This window comes from Serratia sp. 22278, assembly GCF_052045405.1.
Taxonomy (GTDB): Bacteria; Pseudomonadota; Gammaproteobacteria; order Enterobacterales; family Enterobacteriaceae; genus Serratia; species Serratia marcescens.
Map to the genome: position 1 here is coordinate 234,626 of NZ_JBQEOW010000007.1, position 19,572 is coordinate 254,197.

A 19,572-nucleotide genomic window follows, 5' to 3' on the forward strand; every position below is an offset into this window, starting at 1 on the left:
ATGCTCACCGTTTTTTTATGCCCGCGTTTGGCGCCAGACTACACCATATTTTTCAGCCGGTAGATCCATTCCAGCGCCTGTCGCGGCGACAGGGAATCCGGATCCAGCGCCTCCAGGGCTTCTACCGCCGGCGAGGTCTCTTCCTGCAGCAGCGTCATCTGGGTGGCGTCGACGCTGCCCGATGCGGTGTGGCTGGAAATAGACTCCAGCTCGCGCAGTTTCTGACGGGCGCGTTTGATGACGTCGCGCGGCACGCCGGCCAGCGCGGCGACCGCCAGGCCATAGCTTTTGCTGGCGGCACCGTCTTGCACGCTGTGCATGAAGGCGATGGTGTCGCCGTGTTCAAGCGCATCCAGATGCACGTTGACCACGCCTTCCATTTTCTCCGGCAGGGTCGTCAGCTCGAAGTAGTGGGTGGCGAACAGCGTCATCGCCTTGATGCGGTTGGCCAGGTTCTCGGCGCAGGCCCAGGCCAGCGACAGGCCGTCGTAGGTGGAGGTGCCGCGGCCGATTTCATCCATCAACACCAGGCTGTGCTCGGTGGCGTTGTGCAGAATGTTGGCGGTTTCGGTCATCTCCACCATGAAGGTGGAGCGGCCGGAAGCCAGATCGTCCGCCGCGCCGACGCGGGTGAAGATGCGATCCACCGGGCCGATGGTGGCCTTGGTGGCCGGCACGTAGCTGCCGATGTGCGCCATCAGCACGATCAGCGCCGTTTGCCGCATATAGGTGCTTTTACCGCCCATATTCGGACCGGTTATGATCAGCATGCGGCGCTGCGGCGACAGGGTGAGCGGGTTGGAGATAAACGGCTCGCTCAGCACCTGCTCCACCACCGGATGGCGGCCTTCGGTAATGCGGATCCCCGGCTGCTCGCTCATGGTCGGGCAAGCGTAGTTCAGGGTATCGGCGCGCTCGGCCAGGTTGGCCAGCACGTCCAGCTCGGCCAGCGCGGCGGCGCTTTGTTGCAGTTCCGCCAGGTGCGGCAGCAGCAGATCGAATAGCTCGTCGTACAGGCTTTTCTCGATCGCCAGCGCCTTACCCTTGGAGGTGAGCACTTTGTCTTCGTACTCTTTCAGTTCCGGGATGATGTAGCGCTCGGCGTTTTTCAGCGTCTGACGGCGTACATAGTGGATCGGCACCAGGTGGCTCTGACCGCGGCTGACCTGAATATAATAGCCGTGTACGCCGTTGAAGCCGACCTTGAGCGTATCCAGCCCCAACTTTTCACGCTCGCGGATCTCCAGCCGATCGAGATAGTCGCTGGCGCCGTCGGCCAGTGCCCGCCACTCGTCCAGTTCGCTGTTGTAACCGGGGGCGATCACGCCGCCATCGCGCACCAGCACCGGCGGTGATTCAATGACCGCGCGTTCCAGCAGCTCGCGCAGTTCGTCGAACTGGCCTACCTGCGACAGCAACTGCTGCACGTGCGGCGTTTTCACATCCTGCAGCAGCGCGCGGATGTCCGGCAGTTGCTGGAAAGCATGGCGCATGCGCGCCAGATCTCGCGGCCGGGCGGTGCGCAGCGCCAGACGCGCCAAAATACGTTCCTGATCGCCTACCTGACGCAGCGAAGGCTGCAGATCCGCGAACAGCTCCTGCAATGCGCCGATCGCCTGCTGGCGGGCAGTCAGGACCTTGATGTCGCGGGTTGGCATGTGCAGCCAGCGTTTCAGCATGCGGCTGCCCATCGGCGTGACTGTACGATCGAGGATCGCCGCCAGCGTGTTGTCGCTGCCGCCGGACAGGCTCTGCGTCAGCTCCAGGTTGCGGCGGGTGGCGGCATCCATGATGATGCCGTCCTGCTGGCGTTCCATGGTGATGCCGCGAATGTGCGGCAGCGAAGTGCGTTGGGTATCTTTGACGTACTGCAGCAGGCAGCCGGCGGCGCGCAGCGCCTGGTGCGCCTGTTCGACGCCGAAGCCGGTCAAGTCGCGGGTGCCGAACTGCAGGTTGAGCTGCTGACGCGCTGTCTCCAGCTCGAATTCCCACAGCGGGCGGCGGCGCAGGCCGTGGCGCTGTTCGATCAGCGCCATGTGTTCAAAGGTTTCCGGATAGAGCAGCTCGGCCGGATTGGTGCGCTGCAGCTCGGCGGCCATGGTTTCCAGATCCTGCGGCTCGGCGACGCGGAAGCGGCCGGAGCTGACGTCCAGCGTGGCGTAGCCGAAGCCGCGCGCGTCCTGCCAGATCGCCGCCAGCAGGTTATCCTGGCGCTCTTGCAGCAGCGCTTCGTCGGTGATGGTGCCGGGGGTGACGATGCGCACCACTTTGCGTTCGACCGGCCCTTTACTGGTGGCCGGATCGCCGATCTGCTCGCAGATGGCGACGGATTCGCCGAGCTGCACCAGCTTGGCCAGGTAGTTCTCCACCGCGTGGTGCGGCACGCCGGCCATCGGGATCGGCTCGCCCGCCGAGGCGCCGCGTTTGGTCAGCGAGATATCCAGCAGTTGAGAAGCGCGCTTGGCGTCGTCGTAAAATAGCTCGTAGAAGTCGCCCATGCGGTAGAACAGCAGGATTTCAGGATGCTGGGCCTTGAGGCGCAGGTACTGCTGCATCATCGGCGTGTGCGAATCGAGTTTATCGGTGCTATTCATGCGATTATTTTTCCAATCCATTGAATGTAAAGGGAACTGTGATTTTCATTGTCGTCATTCGCTATCACATTGTTTCAGCAGACGCCGCCCCTTTTAGCGCTTGCCGGGCGGCGCAAATCAAATCATCAAAACGCCAAACGGCGCGCTCAAACCCAAGGTTTGCACAGACGCTTATACTAGCCCAGCGGGCAATCGGCTGTCACAGGTAAAAATGGGAAGCGCTGCGCAAGGCCGGTTTGTAACGCAGCGAGATTGTTGTTCGCCTGCGGGCAACAACGCAAGTGTCGCCGCCCGCAGTGGTGCTGGAGAGGTTATTGCGCGGCGGTGAGAGGCAAGGGCAGTTGATAGAGGCGGAAGCTGTCGGGCACTTCGGTTTCATGGCCGGGCAGCAGACGGTGGCGGATGCGCGACTCGCTGACGAAGGCGCAGCCTTGTGGGGTGATAGTCAGGTTGACCGGCGACTCCATGCCTTCGCGCAAGACCTCAAGCTGGTGCATCCCTGCCGCCTTGGGTGACGGGATCCGCAGGATCCGCCCTTGGCCGCTCTGGATCCCGTTTTCCAGCAAGATCAGCGCGCCGTCTGGCGCCAATCCCATCCCGTCCGGGTTTTCGATGAGGCGCGGCAGCTGCATTTCCGTCAACTGCGGCTTTGGATCGTTATAGCTGAGGGTGTAGAGCTTACCGGTGCCGAAATTGGCGACTGCCATCAGCCGGTCGTCGAGCAGCACGATCCCGGCGGCCCCCAACCCGCTGGGAGCCGCCAATTGCGGATCCCGATACAGCGTACTGAATGCCGTTTCGCCCGGCCGCAGGCGCAGGATGCCGCCGCCGCGGGTTTCCGTTACGTACACCGTGCCGTCTGCGCCGAGCACGATATCGTTGCCCATTTCTCCCGCCGGCAGCGCCAGGCTGCGGTTGAGGGTGCCATCCGCGACGTTCAGCGCATAGATGCGGTTGGCGCGCGCTTTGCCGCCGGAGAGAAAGTCCGGCGAATTGCCCCACAGCAGCCCGCGCCGTTCGTCCAGTCGTAGCGCGTTTGAGGCGAACACCGTGTCGGCGCCGGGGAAAAAGGTTTCCCACGCTTGACCCGGCCGCTTGCGCAGCACGTTGCCGCTGGTGATCAGGCCGATATACAGCGTACCGTCCGTCGCGCGGGCGATGCCGTTGGGGTAAAGCGCGCCAGGCGGCAGCGTCATGCTGCTTTCTGTGCAGTCTGCGCTGGCGGCGGCCTGCGCCGGAACGCTAAGGGTGAATGCGGCAGCGAGGGCGAGCAACGCCGCTCGCGCGGTAACAGCGTATGACATGTTTATCTCCGGGAATGGGGGAAAGGGGGCTACCAGCGCTCAGGGCGGGCAGCGTGCGCCATTGGCGCCTCCAGCGCGGCCACGTCTTCCGGTGATAGCCTGAGCTCGAGCGCCGCCAGCGCATCCTGCAGATGGTGCGGCTTGGACATGCCCACCAGCGGCGACGCCACGCCGGGTTTGGCCAACAGCCAGGCCAGCGCGATTTGCGCCGGTGGAACGCCGCGCGCGGCCGCCACCTCTGCGACAGCCGTGACGGTGCGTTCTACCTCGTTTCTGCCGCCGTACCAACGGGGCGCCTGCTCGTCGGTGGCGGCGCGCAGCGTGCCGCCGCTGCCGGAGCCGGCCAGCACGCCGCGGGCCAGCGGCGACCAGGGCGTCAGACCAAGCCCCTCCTCCAGGCACAGCGGGATCAGCTCCTCTTCATCTTCACGCGTCACCAGGTTGTATTGGCTTTGCAGCGAAATAAACGGCGCCAGGCGGTGCTGACGTTGAAAGGCCAGCATTTTCATCAGGCGCCAGGCGTGCAGCGAGGAGGCGCCGAGATAGCGGATCTTGCCCGCCCGCACCAGGCCGTCGAGGGTGTCGGCGGTTTCTTCGAGCGGCGTTTCGGTGTCGAAGCGGTGCAGCACGAACAGATCGAGGTAATCCGTTCCCAGCCGCTGCAAGGAGGCGTCGACGCTGTGCAGCAGGTGCTTGCGCGAGAGCCCCCGGCTGTTCGGCTGCGCGTCGATTGGAAAATAGGCCTTGGTGGCGATCACCACGTCTTCACGGCGGGCAAACGCCTTCAGCGCGCGGCCGAGAATGCGCTCGCTTTCTCCGCCGGAGTAAATGTTGGCGGTATCGAAAAAATTGATGCCCGCTTCCAGCGCCTCGCGGATAAAGGGGCGCGCTTCGTCTTCCTTCAGCACCCAGGGCCGCCAGGCCGGATCGCCGTAGGTCATGCAACCCAGGCAGAGGCGAGACACTTTCAGGCCACTGTCGCCAAGCCGAACGTAGTTCATGGCCTCGTCTCCTCAACGCATGCCGGCGATGGTGTAACCGCCGTCCACCAGCAGGCTTTGGCCGGTGATGAAGCGGGCTTCGTCCGTCGCCAGCCACAGCGCCACATCGCCGATGTCTTCCGATTCGCCCAGGCGGCCGGCGGGCGTGTGGGCGATAAAGGGCGCGAAGGCCGCGCTGTCAGCCACGCTGCCGCGCGCCATCGGCGTGTCGATGATGCCGGGGTTGATGTTGTTGACGCGGATGCCCTGGCCGCTGTATTCGAGCGCCACTGCGCGGATCATCGCATCGAGCGCACCCTTGCTGGCGGAGTAGCTGGATGAGCCGGCCAGCGCGCCGTGGGTCAGCCAGGAGGAGGTGTTGATGATCACGCCGCCCGAGCGCTGAGCCAGAAAGGTTTCAATCTCGTATTTCATCGCCAGCCAGACGCCTCTGAGGTTAATGGCGATTACCCGGTCAAAATCCTCGCTGCTCTGTTCGGTGATGGGGGCGAAGTTGCCGATGATGCCGGCGTTGTTGAAGGCGACGTCGAGCCGGCCATAATGGGCGGTCACCGTGGCGATCAGTTGGCGGATATCGTCTTCCTGGGAGACGTCGGCCACGATGGGCAGGGCGTCGCCGCCGGCCAGCGCGATGTCGCGCGCCGTGGCTTCGATTTCCGCCGCGCGTCGGCCGGCCAGCGCGACTTTGGCGCCTTCGCGGGCATAGGCCAGCGCGGCGGCGCGGCCGATGCCGGTGCCGCCGCCGCTCACCAGTACGACTTTGCCCGCCAGACGGCGCGGCGTTTCATGAGTTGGAGCTGTAGCATTAATCATCGTATCGATACCTGGTAATGGGGTCGATCGCAATGCTATGTTGTTAGATGACGGATAACTATCCGCTAAAAATTCATCTCACTATTAGATAATTTATATCAATAGCATGAAAAAACCTGAACTGTCCGGCCTGGCGGCCTTTGTGGCTATCGCCAGTGAACGCAGCTTCCGCCGCGCCGCCGCCCGATTGGGCGTGACGCCGCCGACGCTCACCCACACCCTGCGCGAATTGGAAGCGCAGGTGGGCATTCGCCTGCTGAATCGCACCACCCGCAACGTCTCGCCGACGGAGGCCGGAGAGCACCTGCTGGCGCAGTTGGTGCCGGCTTTTACCGACATCGACGCCGCGCTGGAGAGCCTGAATGCGTTTCGTGCAGGGCCGCGAGGCCTGGTGCGCATCAACGCGCCGCGTTCGGCCATCGAGCTCGCCATCGTGCCGCATCTGGGGCGGTTGGCCTGCGAGTACCCCGGCATTACGCTGGAAGTGGTGGCGGACGAGGGGTTCGCCAACATTGTCGAGCAGGGCTTTGACGCCGGCATTAGGCTCGGCGAGGATCTGCACAACGATATGCGCGCGGTGCGTCTGACGCCGGATCTGCGTTTCGCCATCGTCGCCACGCCGGATTATTTTCAACGGCACGGCGAACCGACGCATCCGCAGGATTTGCTGCAGCACCGCTGCATCGGTTGGCGTAAGGCCTCATCGGGCGAGCGCTACAAATGGGCATTTCAGCAGGGCGAGCAGCGGTTTTCCGTGGCGGTTAACAGCCCGTTGATACTCGATGACGGCAGGATGATGGTGCAGGCGGCGCTGGCGCACGTCGGCATCGCTTTCGCCATCGAACAAGAAGTAGAAGAACACCTGGCGAGCGGGCGGCTGCGGCGGGTGTTGACCGACTGGTGCGTGCCGTTTACCGGTTTTTACCTCTATTATCCCAACCGCAGGAATCATTCCGTGGCGCTGAGCACGGTGATCGAGTTGCTGCGTCTGCCCACCTAATCCTCTTCACCGGTTATCGCGTTCGGATGGCCGTAGGTGAATCAAGCTTGAACTATTTTTATTCCCTTTTCGTTTGTTCAGGCGCAAATAACCCCTTAAATTCTCGGTGAGTTTGTAACTTGCTGTTTATAATTGTTATTTGAATATTTATTGCGAATATTCCGAGTTTTTATCGGTTATTTGAGAGCCCGGTCACACTATTTTTTTGTGCGAAATGTGAAGGGGGTCAATCCGTCAGGTCAATGAGAGACGGTTATGTCTTCTCCTGGCTTACCGATCCGTTTTTCATGCTCCGTATACTGTCCGTAACCAGGGCAACGTGACGGAAATTTTCATAAGGAATGTGCGTGAAGCAATCGTGATTGCATCTGGCATACAAATAACACGGGGTTTTTTTGATTATCTGAGGTGCTTGGTATGGAAAAGAAAAAAATCTATCTGTTTTGTTCTGCCGGTATGTCCACTTCCCTGTTGGTATCAAAAATGAAGGCGCAGGCCGAGAAATATGAAGTGCCGGTGATCATCGCCGCCTACCCGGAAGCGCTGGCTGCGGAGAAAGGCGTTGAGGCGGATCTGATCCTGCTGGGGCCGCAGATCGCCTACACCTTGCCGGAAGTGCAAAAACAGCTGCCCAATAAACCCGTTGAGGTCATCGATCCGCTGCTGTACGGCAAGGTCGATGGGCTGGGCGTGCTGAAGGCCGCGGTGGCCGCCATCAAGAAAGCCAATCAATAACAGGAGGCCGCCGTGAATACCCTCATTGCCTCGCTCGAGAAGGTTATCCTGCCTTTCGCCGTAAAAATCGGTAAGCAGCCCCACGTCAACGCCATCAAGAATGGCTTTATCCGCCTGATGCCGCTGACCTTGACCGGGGCGATGTTCGTGTTGATCAACAATGTGTTTCTGAGCTTCGGCGAAGGATCGTTCTTCTATTCTCTGGGCGTAAGGTTAGATGCCTCTACCATAGAGACGCTGAATAGTCTGAAGAGCATCGGCGGCAGCGTTTACAACGGCACGCTGGGGATCATGTCACTGATGACGCCGTTCTTTATCAGCATGGCGTTGGCGGAAGAGCGCAAGGTCGATCCGCTCGCTTCGGCGCTGCTGGCGGTGGCGGCCTTTATGACCGTCACACCGTTCAATGTCGGCGAGGCCTATGCGGTGGGAGCCAACTGGTTGGGCGGCGCCAACATCATTTCCGGTATGGTGATTGGGCTGGCGGTGGCCGAGATGTTTGCCTTCATCGTGCGGCGCAACTGGGTGATTAGCCTGCCGGACAGCGTGCCGGCTTCGGTGTCGCGTTCCTTCTCGGCGCTGATCCCCGGTTTCATCATCCTCTCCATCATGGGGCTGGTGGCGTTCGCGCTGGCGCACTGGGGCACCAACTTTCACCAGATCATCATGGACGGCATTTCGGCGCCGCTGGCCAAGATGGGCAGCGTGGTGGGCTGGGTGTACGTGCTGTTCTCCTCGCTGCTGTGGTTCTTTGGGGTGCACGGCTCCATGGCGCTGGCGGCGCTGGACAGCGGCATCATGACGCCGTTCGCGCTGGAAAACGTGGAGCTGTACAACAAATACGGTTCGGTCGAAGCGGCGGTGGCCGCCGGAAAAGAGTTCCACATGTGGGCGAAACCGTTCGTCGATTCCTACATCTACCTCGGCGGCACCGGCTCGACGCTGGGCTTGATCATCGCCATCTTCATCGCCTCGCGCCGCGAAGATTACCGCCAGGTCGCCAAACTGGCGACGCCATCCGGCATCTTCCAGATTAACGAACCGATACTGTTCGGTCTGCCGGTGATCATGAACCCGGTGATGTTCATTCCGTTCATCCTGGTGCAGCCGGTGCTGACCATTATCACCTCCCTGGCCTACTACTCCGGGCTGATCCCGCCGATCACCAACATCGCACCCTGGACCATGCCGGTCGGCCTGGGGGCGTTCTTCAACACCAACGGCAGCATCATGGCCATGTTGCTGAGCCTGTTCAACCTGGCGGTCGCCACCGTGATCTATCTGCCGTTCGTGGCGATCTCCAACAAGGCGCAGAGCCAGATCGACGCGGCGACGGAAAGCGAAGAAGACATCGCCAAGGCGCTGAAATTCTAACTGTGGAACGGGGCGGCGCGGCCGCCCCGCGAGGGACGCGAGTATGGAATATCAATTTGCCGACGGGTTCTGGTGGGGCAGCGCCACCTCCGCGCCGCAGTCTGAAGGGGCGGCCGCGCGGGACGGCAAGAGTCGCAACATCTTCGACTATTGGTACGAGATCGCGCCCGAGCGCTTTCACGGACGGGTGGGGCCGACCGAGGCCTCGACCTTTTATGACCATTTCCGCACCGATATCGGGCTGCTCAAAACGCTGGGCCATAATACTTTCAGAACCTCGATCTCGTGGTCGCGGTTGATCCCGGACGGCGACGGTGAGGTGAACCCGCAGGCGGTGGCGTTCTATAACGCGATGATCGACGAGCTGCTGGCGCAGGGCATCACCCCGTTTATCAATCTCTATCACTTCGATATGCCGCTGTGCATGCAACAGCGCGGCGGTTGGGAAAGCCGGGCGGTGGTCGAAGCCTATGCGCGTTACGCCGATACCTGTTTCGGCCTGTTTGGCGATCGGGTCACCCACTGGTTTACCTTCAACGAGCCGATCGTGCCGGTGGAAGCCGGTTACCTGAATGACCTGCACTACCCTTGCGTGGTGGACTTCAAACGGGCGGTCACCGTGGCGTATCACAGCGTGCTGGCGCACGCCATGGCGGTGCAGCGTTTCAGAGCGCGGAGGCTGCCGGGGAGCATCGGCATCATTCTGAATCTGAGCCCAACCTATCCGCGCTCCGACGCGCCGGAGGATCGGCAGGCCGCACACGACGCCGATCTGCTGCTCAACCGCAGTTTCCTCGATCCGGTCGCCAAAGGGCGTTATCCGGCGGCGTTGCTGCATCTGTTGGCGCAGCATGGGCTGATGCCTTACTGCGAACCGCAGGATGCGCAGCTGATCGAAGGCGGCGTGGTGGATATCCTTGGCGTCAACTATTACCAGCCGCGCAGGGTGCAGGCGAAAGAGGGACGGCGCGCCGAGGGGCCGATCGCATCGCCGGAGGATTTGTTCAGTTACTATGCAATGCCGGGCCGCAAAATCAATCCGCACCGCGGCTGGGAGATCTACGAGAAGGGGCTGTACGACATCCTGATGGATCTGAAAGAGAACTACGGCAATCTGCCCTGTTATATTTCGGAAAACGGCATGGGCGTCGAGGGCGAAGAAGCGTTTATCGGCGCCGATGGGCGGGTGGAGGACGATTACCGCATCGACTTTATTCGCGAACACCTGAAGTGGCTGCACCGCGCGCTGGCGGAAGGCTCGCAGTGCAAGGGCTATCATCTGTGGACCTTTATCGACTGCTGGTCCTGGCTGAATGCCTACAAGAATCGTTATGGGCTGGTGCGGCTGGATCGGGCGGATCAGCGGCGCACCATCAAAAAAAGCGGTTACTGGTTTGCCGAGGCGGCCAGACGCAACGGATTTGACTAACGGGAGGCCGGCGCCGTGTCCGATAACCGAATTTCGCTGAGTGCCAACGACGTGAAGCTGATTCGCGAGCAGGATTTCTTTAACTGCAAAGACTTTCACCTGTTCATCTATAACAAGGTGGAAAGCGCCACCGGGCTGCATCAGCACGACTATTACGAGTTCACCATCGTGCTGAGCGGCAAATGCTATCAGGAGATCAACGGCAAGCGGGTGCTGCTGGAACGCGGGGATTTCGTCTTTATCCCTATCGGTTCCTACCACCAGAGCTTTTACGAGTTCGGTGCGACGAAAATCTTCAACGTGGCGGTCAGCAAAGCGTTCTTTGAAGAACATTACTTGCAACAGCTGCCGCGTTGCTTTGTCGCCTCGCAGGCCTACAGCCTGAGAAGCGAGTTTTTGGCTTATATCGAATCGGTGGTGAGTTCGCCGCAGTTTCGCGAGGATGACTTCGCCGAATTTCTCGAAACATTGACCTTCTACGTGATCAGCCGCATCCGTCACTATAAAGAAGACACCGACGGCGGTGATGATATCCCGCAGTGGCTGAAGAACACCCTGGCCGGCATGCATGACAAGGCGATGTTCGGTGAACGGGCGTTGGCGAACATGGTGGCGCTGTCGGGGAAAACCCAGGAGTACCTGACCCGGGCGATGCGGCGTTACTACCATAAAACGCCGATGCAGGTGATCAATGAGATCCGCATCAACTTCGCCAAGACGCAGCTGGAGGTCACCAACTATTCGGTTTCCGATATCGCCTTCGATTCCGGCTATGGCGACGTCAGCCTGTTCATTAAAAACTTCAAGCGGCTCACCGACGTGACCCCGGGCAATTACCGAAAAAAGTGTTACGGCCCTCTTTAGGGCCGCTCCCGATCAGTATCAACGCCGATATGCCGATGAGCTTCAGGGCGCCGGTCGGTTAATCATTTGATTTTTACCTTAACGAGGGGGAATGCCGCGCCGAGCGGTCGGCCTTCCCTTGCCAAAAATCTATCCCGCGGGAGCCTCTATGGAAAAACTACTGATCGTAAATGCCGACGATTTCGGCCTGAGCAAAGGGCAGAACTATGGCGTCATCGAGGCGTATCAGCATGGCGTCGTTTCCTCCACCACGGCGATGGTGAACGGCGGCGGCGCGCAGCACGCGGCGGCGCTCAGCCGGCAATATCCGGGGTTGCCGATCGGGCTGCATTTCGTTTTGACCCATGGCAAGCCGCTGGGCGCCATGCCTTCGTTGGTCAACGAACATGGCGAACTGGGCAAATGGCTGTGGCGCCGCGCCGAGGCCGGCGAGCTGTCGCTGGACGAAATTCGCGAGGAGCTGCAGCGCCAGTTCGCGCGGTTTGTGACGCTGTTTGGCCGCCCGCCGACGCATATCGACAGCCATCACCATGTGCATATGCAGCCGCAAATTTATCCGCTGGTGGAGGCGTTCGCGCAAGCGCAGGGGCTGCCGCTGCGTCTCGATCGCGAAGAGGCGAAACGGCGTGGCATCACGCTGCATGCCCCCTATAGCACTGACGCTTTCGACGCGGGATTCTACGGTGAGACGATTTCCGAAACGTTGTTCCTGCAAAGGTTGGCGCGCGCCGACGAGCAGGGCGCAGAATCATTGGAAATGATGTGCCACCCGGCGTTCCTCGACGCGACGATCCTGCAGAGCCAATACTGCCATCCGCGCCTCGCCGAGCTGGATGTGTTGACCGCGCCGACGCTGAAAGCGGCGATCGCCGAACGCGGTTTTCTGTTGGGCTCCTTCCAGGATCTGTAACGCCGCCGTTTACAGCATGGCGTGCGCCTTTTTCAGGCCGGTGTCTTCTTCAGGATCGGCGCCTTGAGGCAAGGGCTCCGCCTCTTGTGCTTCAGGCTGTGGCTCGTCGACCTCGGGCGCCGCTTCCGGCGGCGGCATGGTGTCGTGAATGATCTGCTCATCGAAGGTCGGATTGAGCGCCGGCGACAGCGGCGAGCTGGCGAGGCTGTCTGGCAGCGGGATGTGGGGCACCGGCGCGTCCTGCGCCAGCTGCGGTTCTTCCGCTTTCGCCGTGCGGCTGAGGGCCGCCAGCAGCACGCCGCACAGGGCGAAAAAGGCGTACAGGATATTGCCGCCCAGCGGTTCGATCAGCGCGCCGACCGCCAATGGCCCGATGCTGGCGCCGACGCCGAACGCCATCAGCAGACAGGCGGCCAGCGAGACGCGGCGTTCCGGCTCGATCAGATCGTTGGCCAGCGCCACCGCCAGCGGGTAGAGCGTAAATTGCAACATGCTGACGACGAACCCGACCGCCAGCAGCAGCGGGAAATCGATGTGCGGCAGCAGCGCCAGCGGCAGCGCCGCCACGATCAGCAAAATGGCGTTGAGGCGCATCAGCAACGGGCGATTATAGCGATCCGACAGCCAACTGAGCGGGAACTGCGCGATCAGCCCGGCGAAGATGGCCAGCGCCATGAACAGGCCGGTTTGCTGAGTGGTTAAGGATTGCAGGCTGGCGTAGACCGGCGCCAGGCCGTAAAACGAGCCCACCACCATGCCGATCACCAGCGTGGTGGCCAGCACCTTGGGAATGGCGCCGACAAAGTAACGCAGCTCCATCGGGGCCGGCGACATGTGGCGCGCATTGGTGCGGGTGGTAAGCGCGATCGGCACCAGACAAAGCGCGAAGCACAGCGCGATCACCAGCAGCGTGGTGATGCCCAGGTTGCTCTGCAGCATCAGCACGATCTGGCCCAGCGACATGCCGAGATAGGTCGCCGCCATATAGAAGCCGAACACCATGCCGCGCTGGTTGGATTCCGCCTGGTCGTTCAGCCAGCTTTCCAGCACCATATACTGGCACATCATGCACAACCCGATCACCAGACGCAGCGCGACCCAGGCGGGAATGAACGCCGTCAGGCCGTGGCCCAGCACCGCGGCGGTGATGATGCCGGCGCAGGCCACGTAGGCGCGGATATGCCCGACGCGGGCGATGAGAAAGTGGCCGACCTTGCCGCCGATCACCAGCCCGATGTAGTTGGCGGCGATGATGGCGCCGATCAGCGCGCTGCTGACGTGAATGGAGGTCAGCCGCAGCGAGACGTAGGTAGTGAGCAGGCCTGAGCCCAACAGCAGCAGCAGGGTGGTGGTGTACAACGGCAAAAATACGCCCAACGTTTTTTTCACGCTATCATCCTAATCTCTTCTGGTGCGCCCTGAGGCCGCCGCAGCGTGCCGCCTCCGTGATGTTCCTTGTGCTGGTGCGCCGCCGCTCGATGGGGCGCTTCTTTTGATACTAGCAGCTTGGCCGGGCGCTTAAAACCGCACCTCCTGCGAGGCGCTGCGCATTTCTGCGCGCCAGCCGCCGCGCCGCCTTGATAAATGTTACTATCGGGCGCATATACCTGAATTCGCGAGGGAGGGGTTATGAGTCAAAACCAATTGCGCCGGCTCAGCGTGCTGGCAGGGGAAAAACTGAAGGCGCAGGGCCGCTGGATCACCTGCGCGGAATCCTGCACCGGCGGCGGCATCGCCAAGGCCATTACCGATGTCGCGGGCAGCTCCGCCTATTTCGATCGCGGATTCGTGACCTACAGCAATGCGGCGAAGCATGATCTGCTGGGGGTGAGCGAAGCGACGTTGGCGGCGCATGGCGCGGTCAGCGAAGAGGTGGTGCGCGAGATGGCCATAGGGGCGCTGCGGGCGGCGCAGGCCGATCTGGCGCTGTCGGTGAGCGGCATCGCCGGCCCGGACGGCGGCAGCGCGGAAAAGCCGGTCGGCACCGTGTGGTTCGGCTTCGCCGGCAGCGATGGCCGGGGGCTGTCGCGCAAGATGCAATTCGAGGGCGACCGCGACGCGGTGCGGCTGCAGGCGACGATTTTCGCGCTGCAAACCGCCATCGACGAATTTTTGTAAATTAGGCTTGATACTGTATGACCATACAGTATAATTAGTGACATTTCCTGCACAACATACATTCAGTGGCAGTGTGGGGTAACACCGGCATTGCGAAACGAAGGAGCAAAAATGGCTATTGATGAGAACAAGCAAAAGGCGTTAGCTGCGGCACTGGGCCAGATTGAGAAACAGTTCGGCAAAGGCTCCATCATGCGCCTGGGTGAAGACCGCTCCATGGACGTGGAAACGATCTCCACCGGCTCACTGTCACTCGATATCGCTCTGGGCGCCGGCGGCCTGCCAATGGGCCGCATCGTCGAAATTTACGGCCCGGAATCCTCCGGTAAAACCACTCTGACGCTGCAGGTGATCGCCGCCGCGCAGCGCGAAGGCAAAACCTGTGCGTTCATCGATGCCGAGCACGCGCTGGATCCTATCTATGCGAAAAAGCTGGGCGTCGATATCGACAACCTGCTGTGCTCCCAGCCGGACACCGGCGAGCAGGCGCTGGAAATCTGTGATGCGCTGACCCGCTCCGGCGCGGTTGACGTCATCATCGTCGACTCCGTGGCGGCGCTGACGCCGAAGGCGGAAATCGAAGGTGAAATCGGCGATTCGCACATGGGGTTGGCGGCGCGCATGATGAGCCAGGCCATGCGTAAGCTGGCCGGCAACCTGAAAAACGCCAATACCCTGCTGATCTTCATCAACCAGATCCGTATGAAAATTGGTGTGATGTTCGGCAACCCGGAAACCACGACCGGCGGTAACGCCCTGAAGTTCTACGCTTCGGTGCGTCTGGATATCCGTCGTATCGGCGCCATCAAAGAAGGCGACGAAGTGGTGGGCAGCGAAACCCGCGTGAAAGTGGTGAAGAACAAAATCGCTGCGCCGTTCAAACAGGCTGAGTTCCAAATCATGTACGGCGAAGGCATCAACAGCCGTGGCGAACTGGTCGATCTGGGCGTGAAGCACAAGATGATCGAAAAAGCCGGCGCCTGGTACAGCTATAACGGCGAGAAGATCGGTCAGGGCAAGGCGAATGCCTGTAACTTCCTGAAAGAAAACCCGGCTATCGCCGCCGAGCTGGATAAGAAGCTGCGCGACCTGCTGCTGCACAGCGGCGGTGAGCTGGTGGCTGCCTCCGGTGACGACTTCGAAGATGACGAAGCGGAAACCAGCGAGCAGTTCTAATCGCTGAAGATGTGCGCCGCCGTTTATGTGGCGCATATCCTCTGAATTCAGGCTTGAATGATGAATGACTTGCTAAGCCGCGCCATGCGCCTGCTGTCGCAACGCGATCATAGTGAAGCTGAACTGCGCCGCAAACTTGCGGCGCAGCCGTTTGTGGCGAAAGCCCGGTTTGGCGGCAAGGGGCCGCATGCGCCGACATCGCCGACGGTGGCCGAAGAGCCGGTGGATCCTGCGCTGATCGATCAGGTTATCGTCTACTGTTACCAGCACAACTGGCTGGACGATAAGCGTTTCGCCCACAGCTACATCGGCAGCCGCAGCCGCAAAGGTTATGGCGCGCAGCGCATCCGCAGCGAACTGATGCAAAAGGGCGTGGATAAAGCGCTGGTGCAGGACGCGCTGGCGGAATGCGATATCGACTGGTGCGAACAGGCGAAACAGGTGGCGCAGCGAAAATTTGGCGATGCGTTGCCAACCGACTGGAAAGAGAAAGCCAAAGTGCAGCGTTATCTGCTCTATCGCGGCTTCTTCCAGGAAGAAATTCAGTCAATTTACCGTGATTTTGCGCAATGAACGCACACGGGGTTTTACTTCCCTCTGAAGAAAATTTATCTTATCCCCACTTTTTGTTCGTGAGCTGGTTGTCATCGTCGGGATGACGCGCCACCGGCTCACGTGTCGTTATTCTAGCCTTTCCAGGAAAATTATGAGCAAGAGCACCGCTGAGATCCGTCAAGCGTTTCTCGATTTCTTTCATAGTAAGGGTCATCAGGTTGTAGCAAGTAGCTCCCTGGTGCCTAACAATGATCCGACATTGCTGTTTACCAATGCCGGCATGAACCAATTTAAGGATGTTTTCCTGGGGCTCGACAAACGCGCCTATTCCCGCGCCACCACCTCGCAGCGCTGCGTGCGCGCAGGCGGCAAGCATAACGACCTGGAAAACGTCGGTTATACCGCTCGTCACCACACCTTCTTTGAAATGCTGGGCAACTTCAGCTTCGGCGATTACTTCAAGCACGATGCTATCAGCTACGCGTGGGAACTGCTGACCGGTGAAAACTGGTTCAACCTGCCGAAAGAGAGACTGTGGGTCACCGTGTATGAAACCGATGACGAAGCATTCGACATCTGGCAGAAGCAAATCGGCGTACCGGCCGAGCGCATTATCCGCATCGGCGACAACAAGGGCGCGCCTTTCGCTTCCGATAACTTCTGGCAGATGGGCGACACCGGTCCATGCGGCCCGTGCACCGAGATTTTCTACGATCACGGCGATCACATCTGGGGCGGCCCTCCAGGCAGCCCGGAAGAAGACGGCGACCGTTACATCGAGATCTGGAACATCGTTTTCATGCAGTTCAACCGTCAGTCCGACGGCACCATGCTGCCGCTGCCGAAACCTTCGGTGGATACCGGCATGGGTCTGGAACGCATCGCGGCGGTGTTGCAGCATGTGAACTCCAACTATGAGATCGACCTGTTCCGCACCCTGATCGCCGCCGTGGCGAAAGTGACCGGCGCGAACGATCTGGACAACAAATCTCTGCGCGTTATTGCCGACCACATCCGTTCCTGCGCTTTCCTGGTGTCTGACGGCGTGATCCCCTCTAACGAAAACCGCGGCTACGTGCTGCGTCGCATCATTCGTCGCGCGATCCGCCATGGCAACATGCTGGGCGCGAAAGATACCTTCTTCTACAAGCTGGTAGCGCCGCTGATCGAAGTGATGGGCCCGGCGGCCGACGAGCTGAAACGCCAGCAATCGCTGGTGGAACAGGTGCTGAAAACCGAAGAGGAGCAGTTTGCCCGCACGCTGGAGCGTGGTCTGGCGCTGCTGGACGAAGAGCTGGCCAAGTTGCAGGGCGATACTCTGGACGGCGAAACCGCTTTCCGTCTGTACGATACCTACGGTTTCCCGGTCGATCTGACCGCTGACGTCTGCCGCGAACGCGGTCTGAAAGTCGACGAAGCGGGCTTTGAAGTAGCGATGGAAGCACAGCGTCGCCGCGCGCGCGAATCCAGCGGCTTCGGCGCCGACTACAACAGCCTGATCCGCGTGGACGGCAGCAGCCAGTTCAGCGGCTACGATCATGACGAGCAGCAGGCGACGATCATCGCACTGTTCCGCGACGGCCAGCCTGTCGATCAGATCAACGCCGGCGAAGAGGCGGTGGTGGTGCTGGACGAGACGCCGTTCTACGGTGAATCCGGCGGCCAGGTCGGCGATAAAGGCGTGCTGAAAGCCGCCGGCGCCGAGTTTGTGGTCAACGACACCCAGAAATACGGTCAGGCTATCGGCCATCAAGGCAAGCTGGCGCAAGGTTCGCTGAAGCTGAACGATCGCGTGGACGCGCAGATCGACACTGAGCGCCGCAACAGCATCCGTCTGAACCACTCCGCGACCCACCTGCTGCACGCCGCGCTGCGCCAAACGTTGGGCGAGCACGTTGCGCAGAAAGGCTCTCTGGTTAACGACAAATACCTGCGCTTCGACTTCTCGCATTTTGAAGCGATGAAGCCGGAACAAATTCGCGCGGTGGAAGATCTGGTTAACCAGCAGGTGCGTCGTAACCTGCCGGTGCAGACCGAGCTGATGGCGTTGGAAGATGCCAAAGAGAAGGGGGCGATGGCGCTGTTCGGCGAGAAGTACGACGACAACGTGCGCGTGCTGACCATGGGCGACTTCTCCACCGAGCTGTGCGGCGGCACCCACGCCAGCCGCACCGGTGATATCGGCCTGTTCCGCATTCTGAGCGAATCGGGCACCGCGGCGGGCATCCGCCGTATTGAAGCGGTGACCGGCGCTGGCGCTATCGCTACGCTGCATCAGCAAAGCGATTTGTTGCAAGACGTTGCTCAGTTGGTGAAGGGCGACAGCAACAACCTGACCGATAAAGTGCGCTCGGTGCTCGATCGCACGCGCGCGCTGGAAAAAGAACTGCAGCAGCTGAAAGATCAGCAGGCGGCGCAGGAAAGCGCGTCGCTGTCCAGCCAGGCGAAAGTGGTTAACGGCGTGAAGCTGTTGGTCAGCCAGTTGGACAATGTCGAAGCCAAAATGCTGCGCACCATGGTGGATGACCTGAAAAATCAATTGGGTTCGGCCATTATCGTGTTGGCGACGACGGCTGATGACAAAGTCAGCCTGGTCGCGGGCGTGACCAAGGATCTGACTGACCGCGTGAAAGCTGGCGAGTTGATCGGCAACGTGGCGCAGCAGGTCGGCGGCAAGGGCGGTGGTCGCCCTGATATGGCGATGGCGGGGGGGACGGATATCAACGCCCTGCCAGCGGCGTTAAACAGCGTAGAAGCCTGGGTGGCCTCAAAGCTGTGAACATAAATAAATAGCACGGACAAACGCCATAATACTTTGTTGATTATGGCGTTTTTATACTGTGCTAACACAATTTAGTTACAATTGCGGGAACAAAGTTTTTCTGGTCGGCTAAACTTACCATTATCTGAGGTGGGACCAAGTCTGCTTACACTTATTGTGGATTGCGCGGCTTACGTTTTCACCACATATGATGGATAATGACGGGGAAACTGAGAGACCCGACTCTTTTAATCTTTCAAGGAGCAAAGAATGTTAATTCTGACTCGTCGAGTTGGTGAAACCCTCATGATTGGCGATGAGGTTACGGTCACTGTGCTAGGGGTAAAAGGCAACCAGGTGCGTATTGGTGTGAACGCCCCCAAAGAGGTTTCAGTTCACCGTGAAGAAATCTATCAGCGCATTCAGGCAGAGAAGTCTCAGCAGACGACTTACTGATTCCGAAGCAGCGTCTCGTTGCCAGACGAGACGCTACTGCATCGTTTTACCCACTTCTTTCGTTCTCCCTCTTCTTTTTCGTGATTATTTTCCCGGTGAGTTTCCTGCTTTATTGCTGCAGACGTTGCGGTTGCCTGTTGATAAAACGCCCTTTTTGCCGTGAAATCGCCCATGTTGGGTGCGAATTGTGCAAACGCGCATGAGTTGGGAAAAATTGTTTGACTTAAAAGTCGGAGAAAGTAATATGTGCGCCACGCAGTGCCGATGAGCTTCTCCAAAGCAAGTCAGGCACAATTCGAAAGAAGCGTATGGTGAGGTGGCCGAGAGGCTGAAGGCGCTCCCCTGCTAAGGGAGTATGCGGTCAAAAGCTGCATCCGGGGTTCGAATCCCCGCCTCACCGCCATTTGCATCCGTAGCTCAGCTGGATAGAGTACTCGGCTACGAACCGAGCGGTCGGAGGTTCGAATCCTCCCGGATGCACC

The 19,572-nt window shown here is 60.2% G+C and carries 17 protein-coding genes and 2 tRNA genes; 13 read left to right on the forward strand and 6 right to left on the reverse strand.

Translation table 11 applies throughout. The features are described from left to right. Positions 1 to 38 precede the first annotated feature (38 nt). The 4 genes from mutS to ACTJJ6_RS15285 form a co-directional block, all read right to left on the reverse strand. Entirely contained in the window at positions 39 to 2,594 is a 2,556-nt protein-coding gene (gene mutS, locus ACTJJ6_RS15270; protein ID WP_004932577.1) for a DNA mismatch repair protein MutS, read from the reverse strand. A gap of 311 nt (positions 2,595 to 2,905) precedes the next feature. Continuing rightward, complete coding sequence (locus tag ACTJJ6_RS15275) at positions 2,906 to 3,898, reverse strand: hypothetical protein (RefSeq protein WP_440802647.1); 993 nt, start codon at positions 3,896 to 3,898, stop codon at positions 2,906 to 2,908. Between the two features lie 29 nt (positions 3,899 to 3,927). Next, a complete protein-coding gene (locus ACTJJ6_RS15280; RefSeq protein WP_176063661.1) occupies positions 3,928 to 4,899 on the reverse strand; it encodes an aldo/keto reductase in 972 nt (323 codons plus the stop codon). 12 nt (positions 4,900 to 4,911) lie between these two features. Then, entirely contained in the window at positions 4,912 to 5,712 is an 801-nt protein-coding gene (locus ACTJJ6_RS15285; protein WP_049300195.1) for an SDR family NAD(P)-dependent oxidoreductase, read from the reverse strand. 106 nt (positions 5,713 to 5,818) lie between these two features. Between ACTJJ6_RS15285 and ACTJJ6_RS15290 the strand changes: the two genes are divergently transcribed. From ACTJJ6_RS15290 to chbG, 6 genes are all read left to right on the forward strand, one after another. Continuing rightward, a complete protein-coding gene (locus tag ACTJJ6_RS15290) occupies positions 5,819 to 6,712 on the forward strand; it encodes a LysR family transcriptional regulator (RefSeq protein ID WP_016929035.1) in 894 nt (297 codons plus the stop codon). Positions 6,713 to 7,129: 417 nt separating this feature from the next. Further along, positions 7,130 to 7,447 (forward strand): PTS sugar transporter subunit IIB, encoded by a 318-nt coding sequence (locus ACTJJ6_RS15295; RefSeq protein WP_004932561.1) that lies wholly within the window; start codon positions 7,130 to 7,132, stop codon positions 7,445 to 7,447. Positions 7,448 to 7,459: 12 nt separating this feature from the next. Then, positions 7,460 to 8,821, forward strand: a complete 1,362-nt coding sequence (gene chbC / locus ACTJJ6_RS15300) for a PTS N,N'-diacetylchitobiose transporter subunit IIC (RefSeq protein WP_016929034.1) — start codon at positions 7,460 to 7,462, stop codon at positions 8,819 to 8,821. A gap of 43 nt (positions 8,822 to 8,864) precedes the next feature. Then, a complete protein-coding gene (locus ACTJJ6_RS15305; RefSeq protein ID WP_193843276.1) occupies positions 8,865 to 10,250 on the forward strand; it encodes a glycoside hydrolase family 1 protein in 1,386 nt (461 codons plus the stop codon). Positions 10,251 to 10,265: 15 nt separating this feature from the next. Then, complete coding sequence (chbR, locus tag ACTJJ6_RS15310) at positions 10,266 to 11,114, forward strand: transcriptional regulator ChbR (protein WP_193843277.1); 849 nt, start codon at positions 10,266 to 10,268, stop codon at positions 11,112 to 11,114. A gap of 148 nt (positions 11,115 to 11,262) precedes the next feature. After that, positions 11,263 to 12,024, forward strand: a complete 762-nt coding sequence (gene chbG, locus ACTJJ6_RS15315) for a chitin disaccharide deacetylase (RefSeq protein ID WP_193843278.1) — start codon at positions 11,263 to 11,265, stop codon at positions 12,022 to 12,024. Positions 12,025 to 12,033: 9 nt separating this feature from the next. On the opposite strand, the gene ACTJJ6_RS15320 is transcribed toward chbG, so the two are convergent. Continuing rightward, positions 12,034 to 13,413: an MFS transporter gene (locus tag ACTJJ6_RS15320; RefSeq protein WP_033641286.1), complete on the reverse strand. Its 1,380-nt coding sequence runs from the start codon at positions 13,411 to 13,413 to the stop codon at positions 12,034 to 12,036. A gap of 240 nt (positions 13,414 to 13,653) precedes the next feature. Here ACTJJ6_RS15320 and pncC point away from each other — a divergent pair, with 240 nt between their 5' ends. The 3 genes from pncC to recX all read left to right on the forward strand — a co-directional run bounded on the left by pncC (position 13,654) and on the right by recX (position 15,891). Further along, positions 13,654 to 14,142: a nicotinamide-nucleotide amidase gene (gene pncC / locus ACTJJ6_RS15325; RefSeq protein WP_042783712.1), complete on the forward strand. Its 489-nt coding sequence runs from the start codon at positions 13,654 to 13,656 to the stop codon at positions 14,140 to 14,142. A 111-nt stretch (positions 14,143 to 14,253) separates the two neighbouring features. Beyond that, positions 14,254 to 15,318 (forward strand): recombinase RecA, encoded by a 1,065-nt coding sequence (gene recA / locus ACTJJ6_RS15330; protein ID WP_004932541.1) that lies wholly within the window; start codon positions 14,254 to 14,256, stop codon positions 15,316 to 15,318. A 60-nt stretch (positions 15,319 to 15,378) separates the two neighbouring features. Then, positions 15,379 to 15,891: a recombination regulator RecX gene (gene recX / locus ACTJJ6_RS15335; RefSeq protein WP_028127836.1), complete on the forward strand. Its 513-nt coding sequence runs from the start codon at positions 15,379 to 15,381 to the stop codon at positions 15,889 to 15,891. A gap of 40 nt (positions 15,892 to 15,931) precedes the next feature. Here the strand turns inward: recX and ACTJJ6_RS15340 are convergent, their stop codons facing one another. Beyond that, the gene (locus tag ACTJJ6_RS15340) at positions 15,932 to 16,075 is read right to left on the reverse strand and encodes a hypothetical protein (protein WP_162180460.1); all 144 of its coding nucleotides are present in this window, start codon (positions 16,073 to 16,075) and stop codon (positions 15,932 to 15,934) included. Between ACTJJ6_RS15340 and alaS the strand changes: the two genes are divergently transcribed. The 4 genes from alaS to ACTJJ6_RS15360 all read left to right on the forward strand — a co-directional run bounded on the left by alaS (position 16,025) and on the right by ACTJJ6_RS15360 (position 19,570). Beyond that, entirely contained in the window at positions 16,025 to 18,652 is a 2,628-nt protein-coding gene (gene alaS / locus ACTJJ6_RS15345) for an alanine--tRNA ligase (protein WP_197758510.1), read from the forward strand. The two genes, ACTJJ6_RS15340 and alaS, sit on opposite strands and share 51 nt — an antisense overlap. 252 nt (positions 18,653 to 18,904) lie before the next feature. After that, positions 18,905 to 19,090, forward strand: coding sequence for a carbon storage regulator CsrA (csrA, locus tag ACTJJ6_RS15350; RefSeq protein WP_004091602.1), 186 nt, complete (start codon positions 18,905 to 18,907; stop codon positions 19,088 to 19,090). Between the two features lie 310 nt (positions 19,091 to 19,400). Beyond that, positions 19,401 to 19,493: transfer RNA gene (locus ACTJJ6_RS15355), tRNA-Ser, on the forward strand. Positions 19,494 to 19,496: 3 nt separating this feature from the next. Beyond that, positions 19,497 to 19,570: transfer RNA gene (locus tag ACTJJ6_RS15360), tRNA-Arg, on the forward strand. Positions 19,571 to 19,572 lie beyond the last annotated feature (2 nt).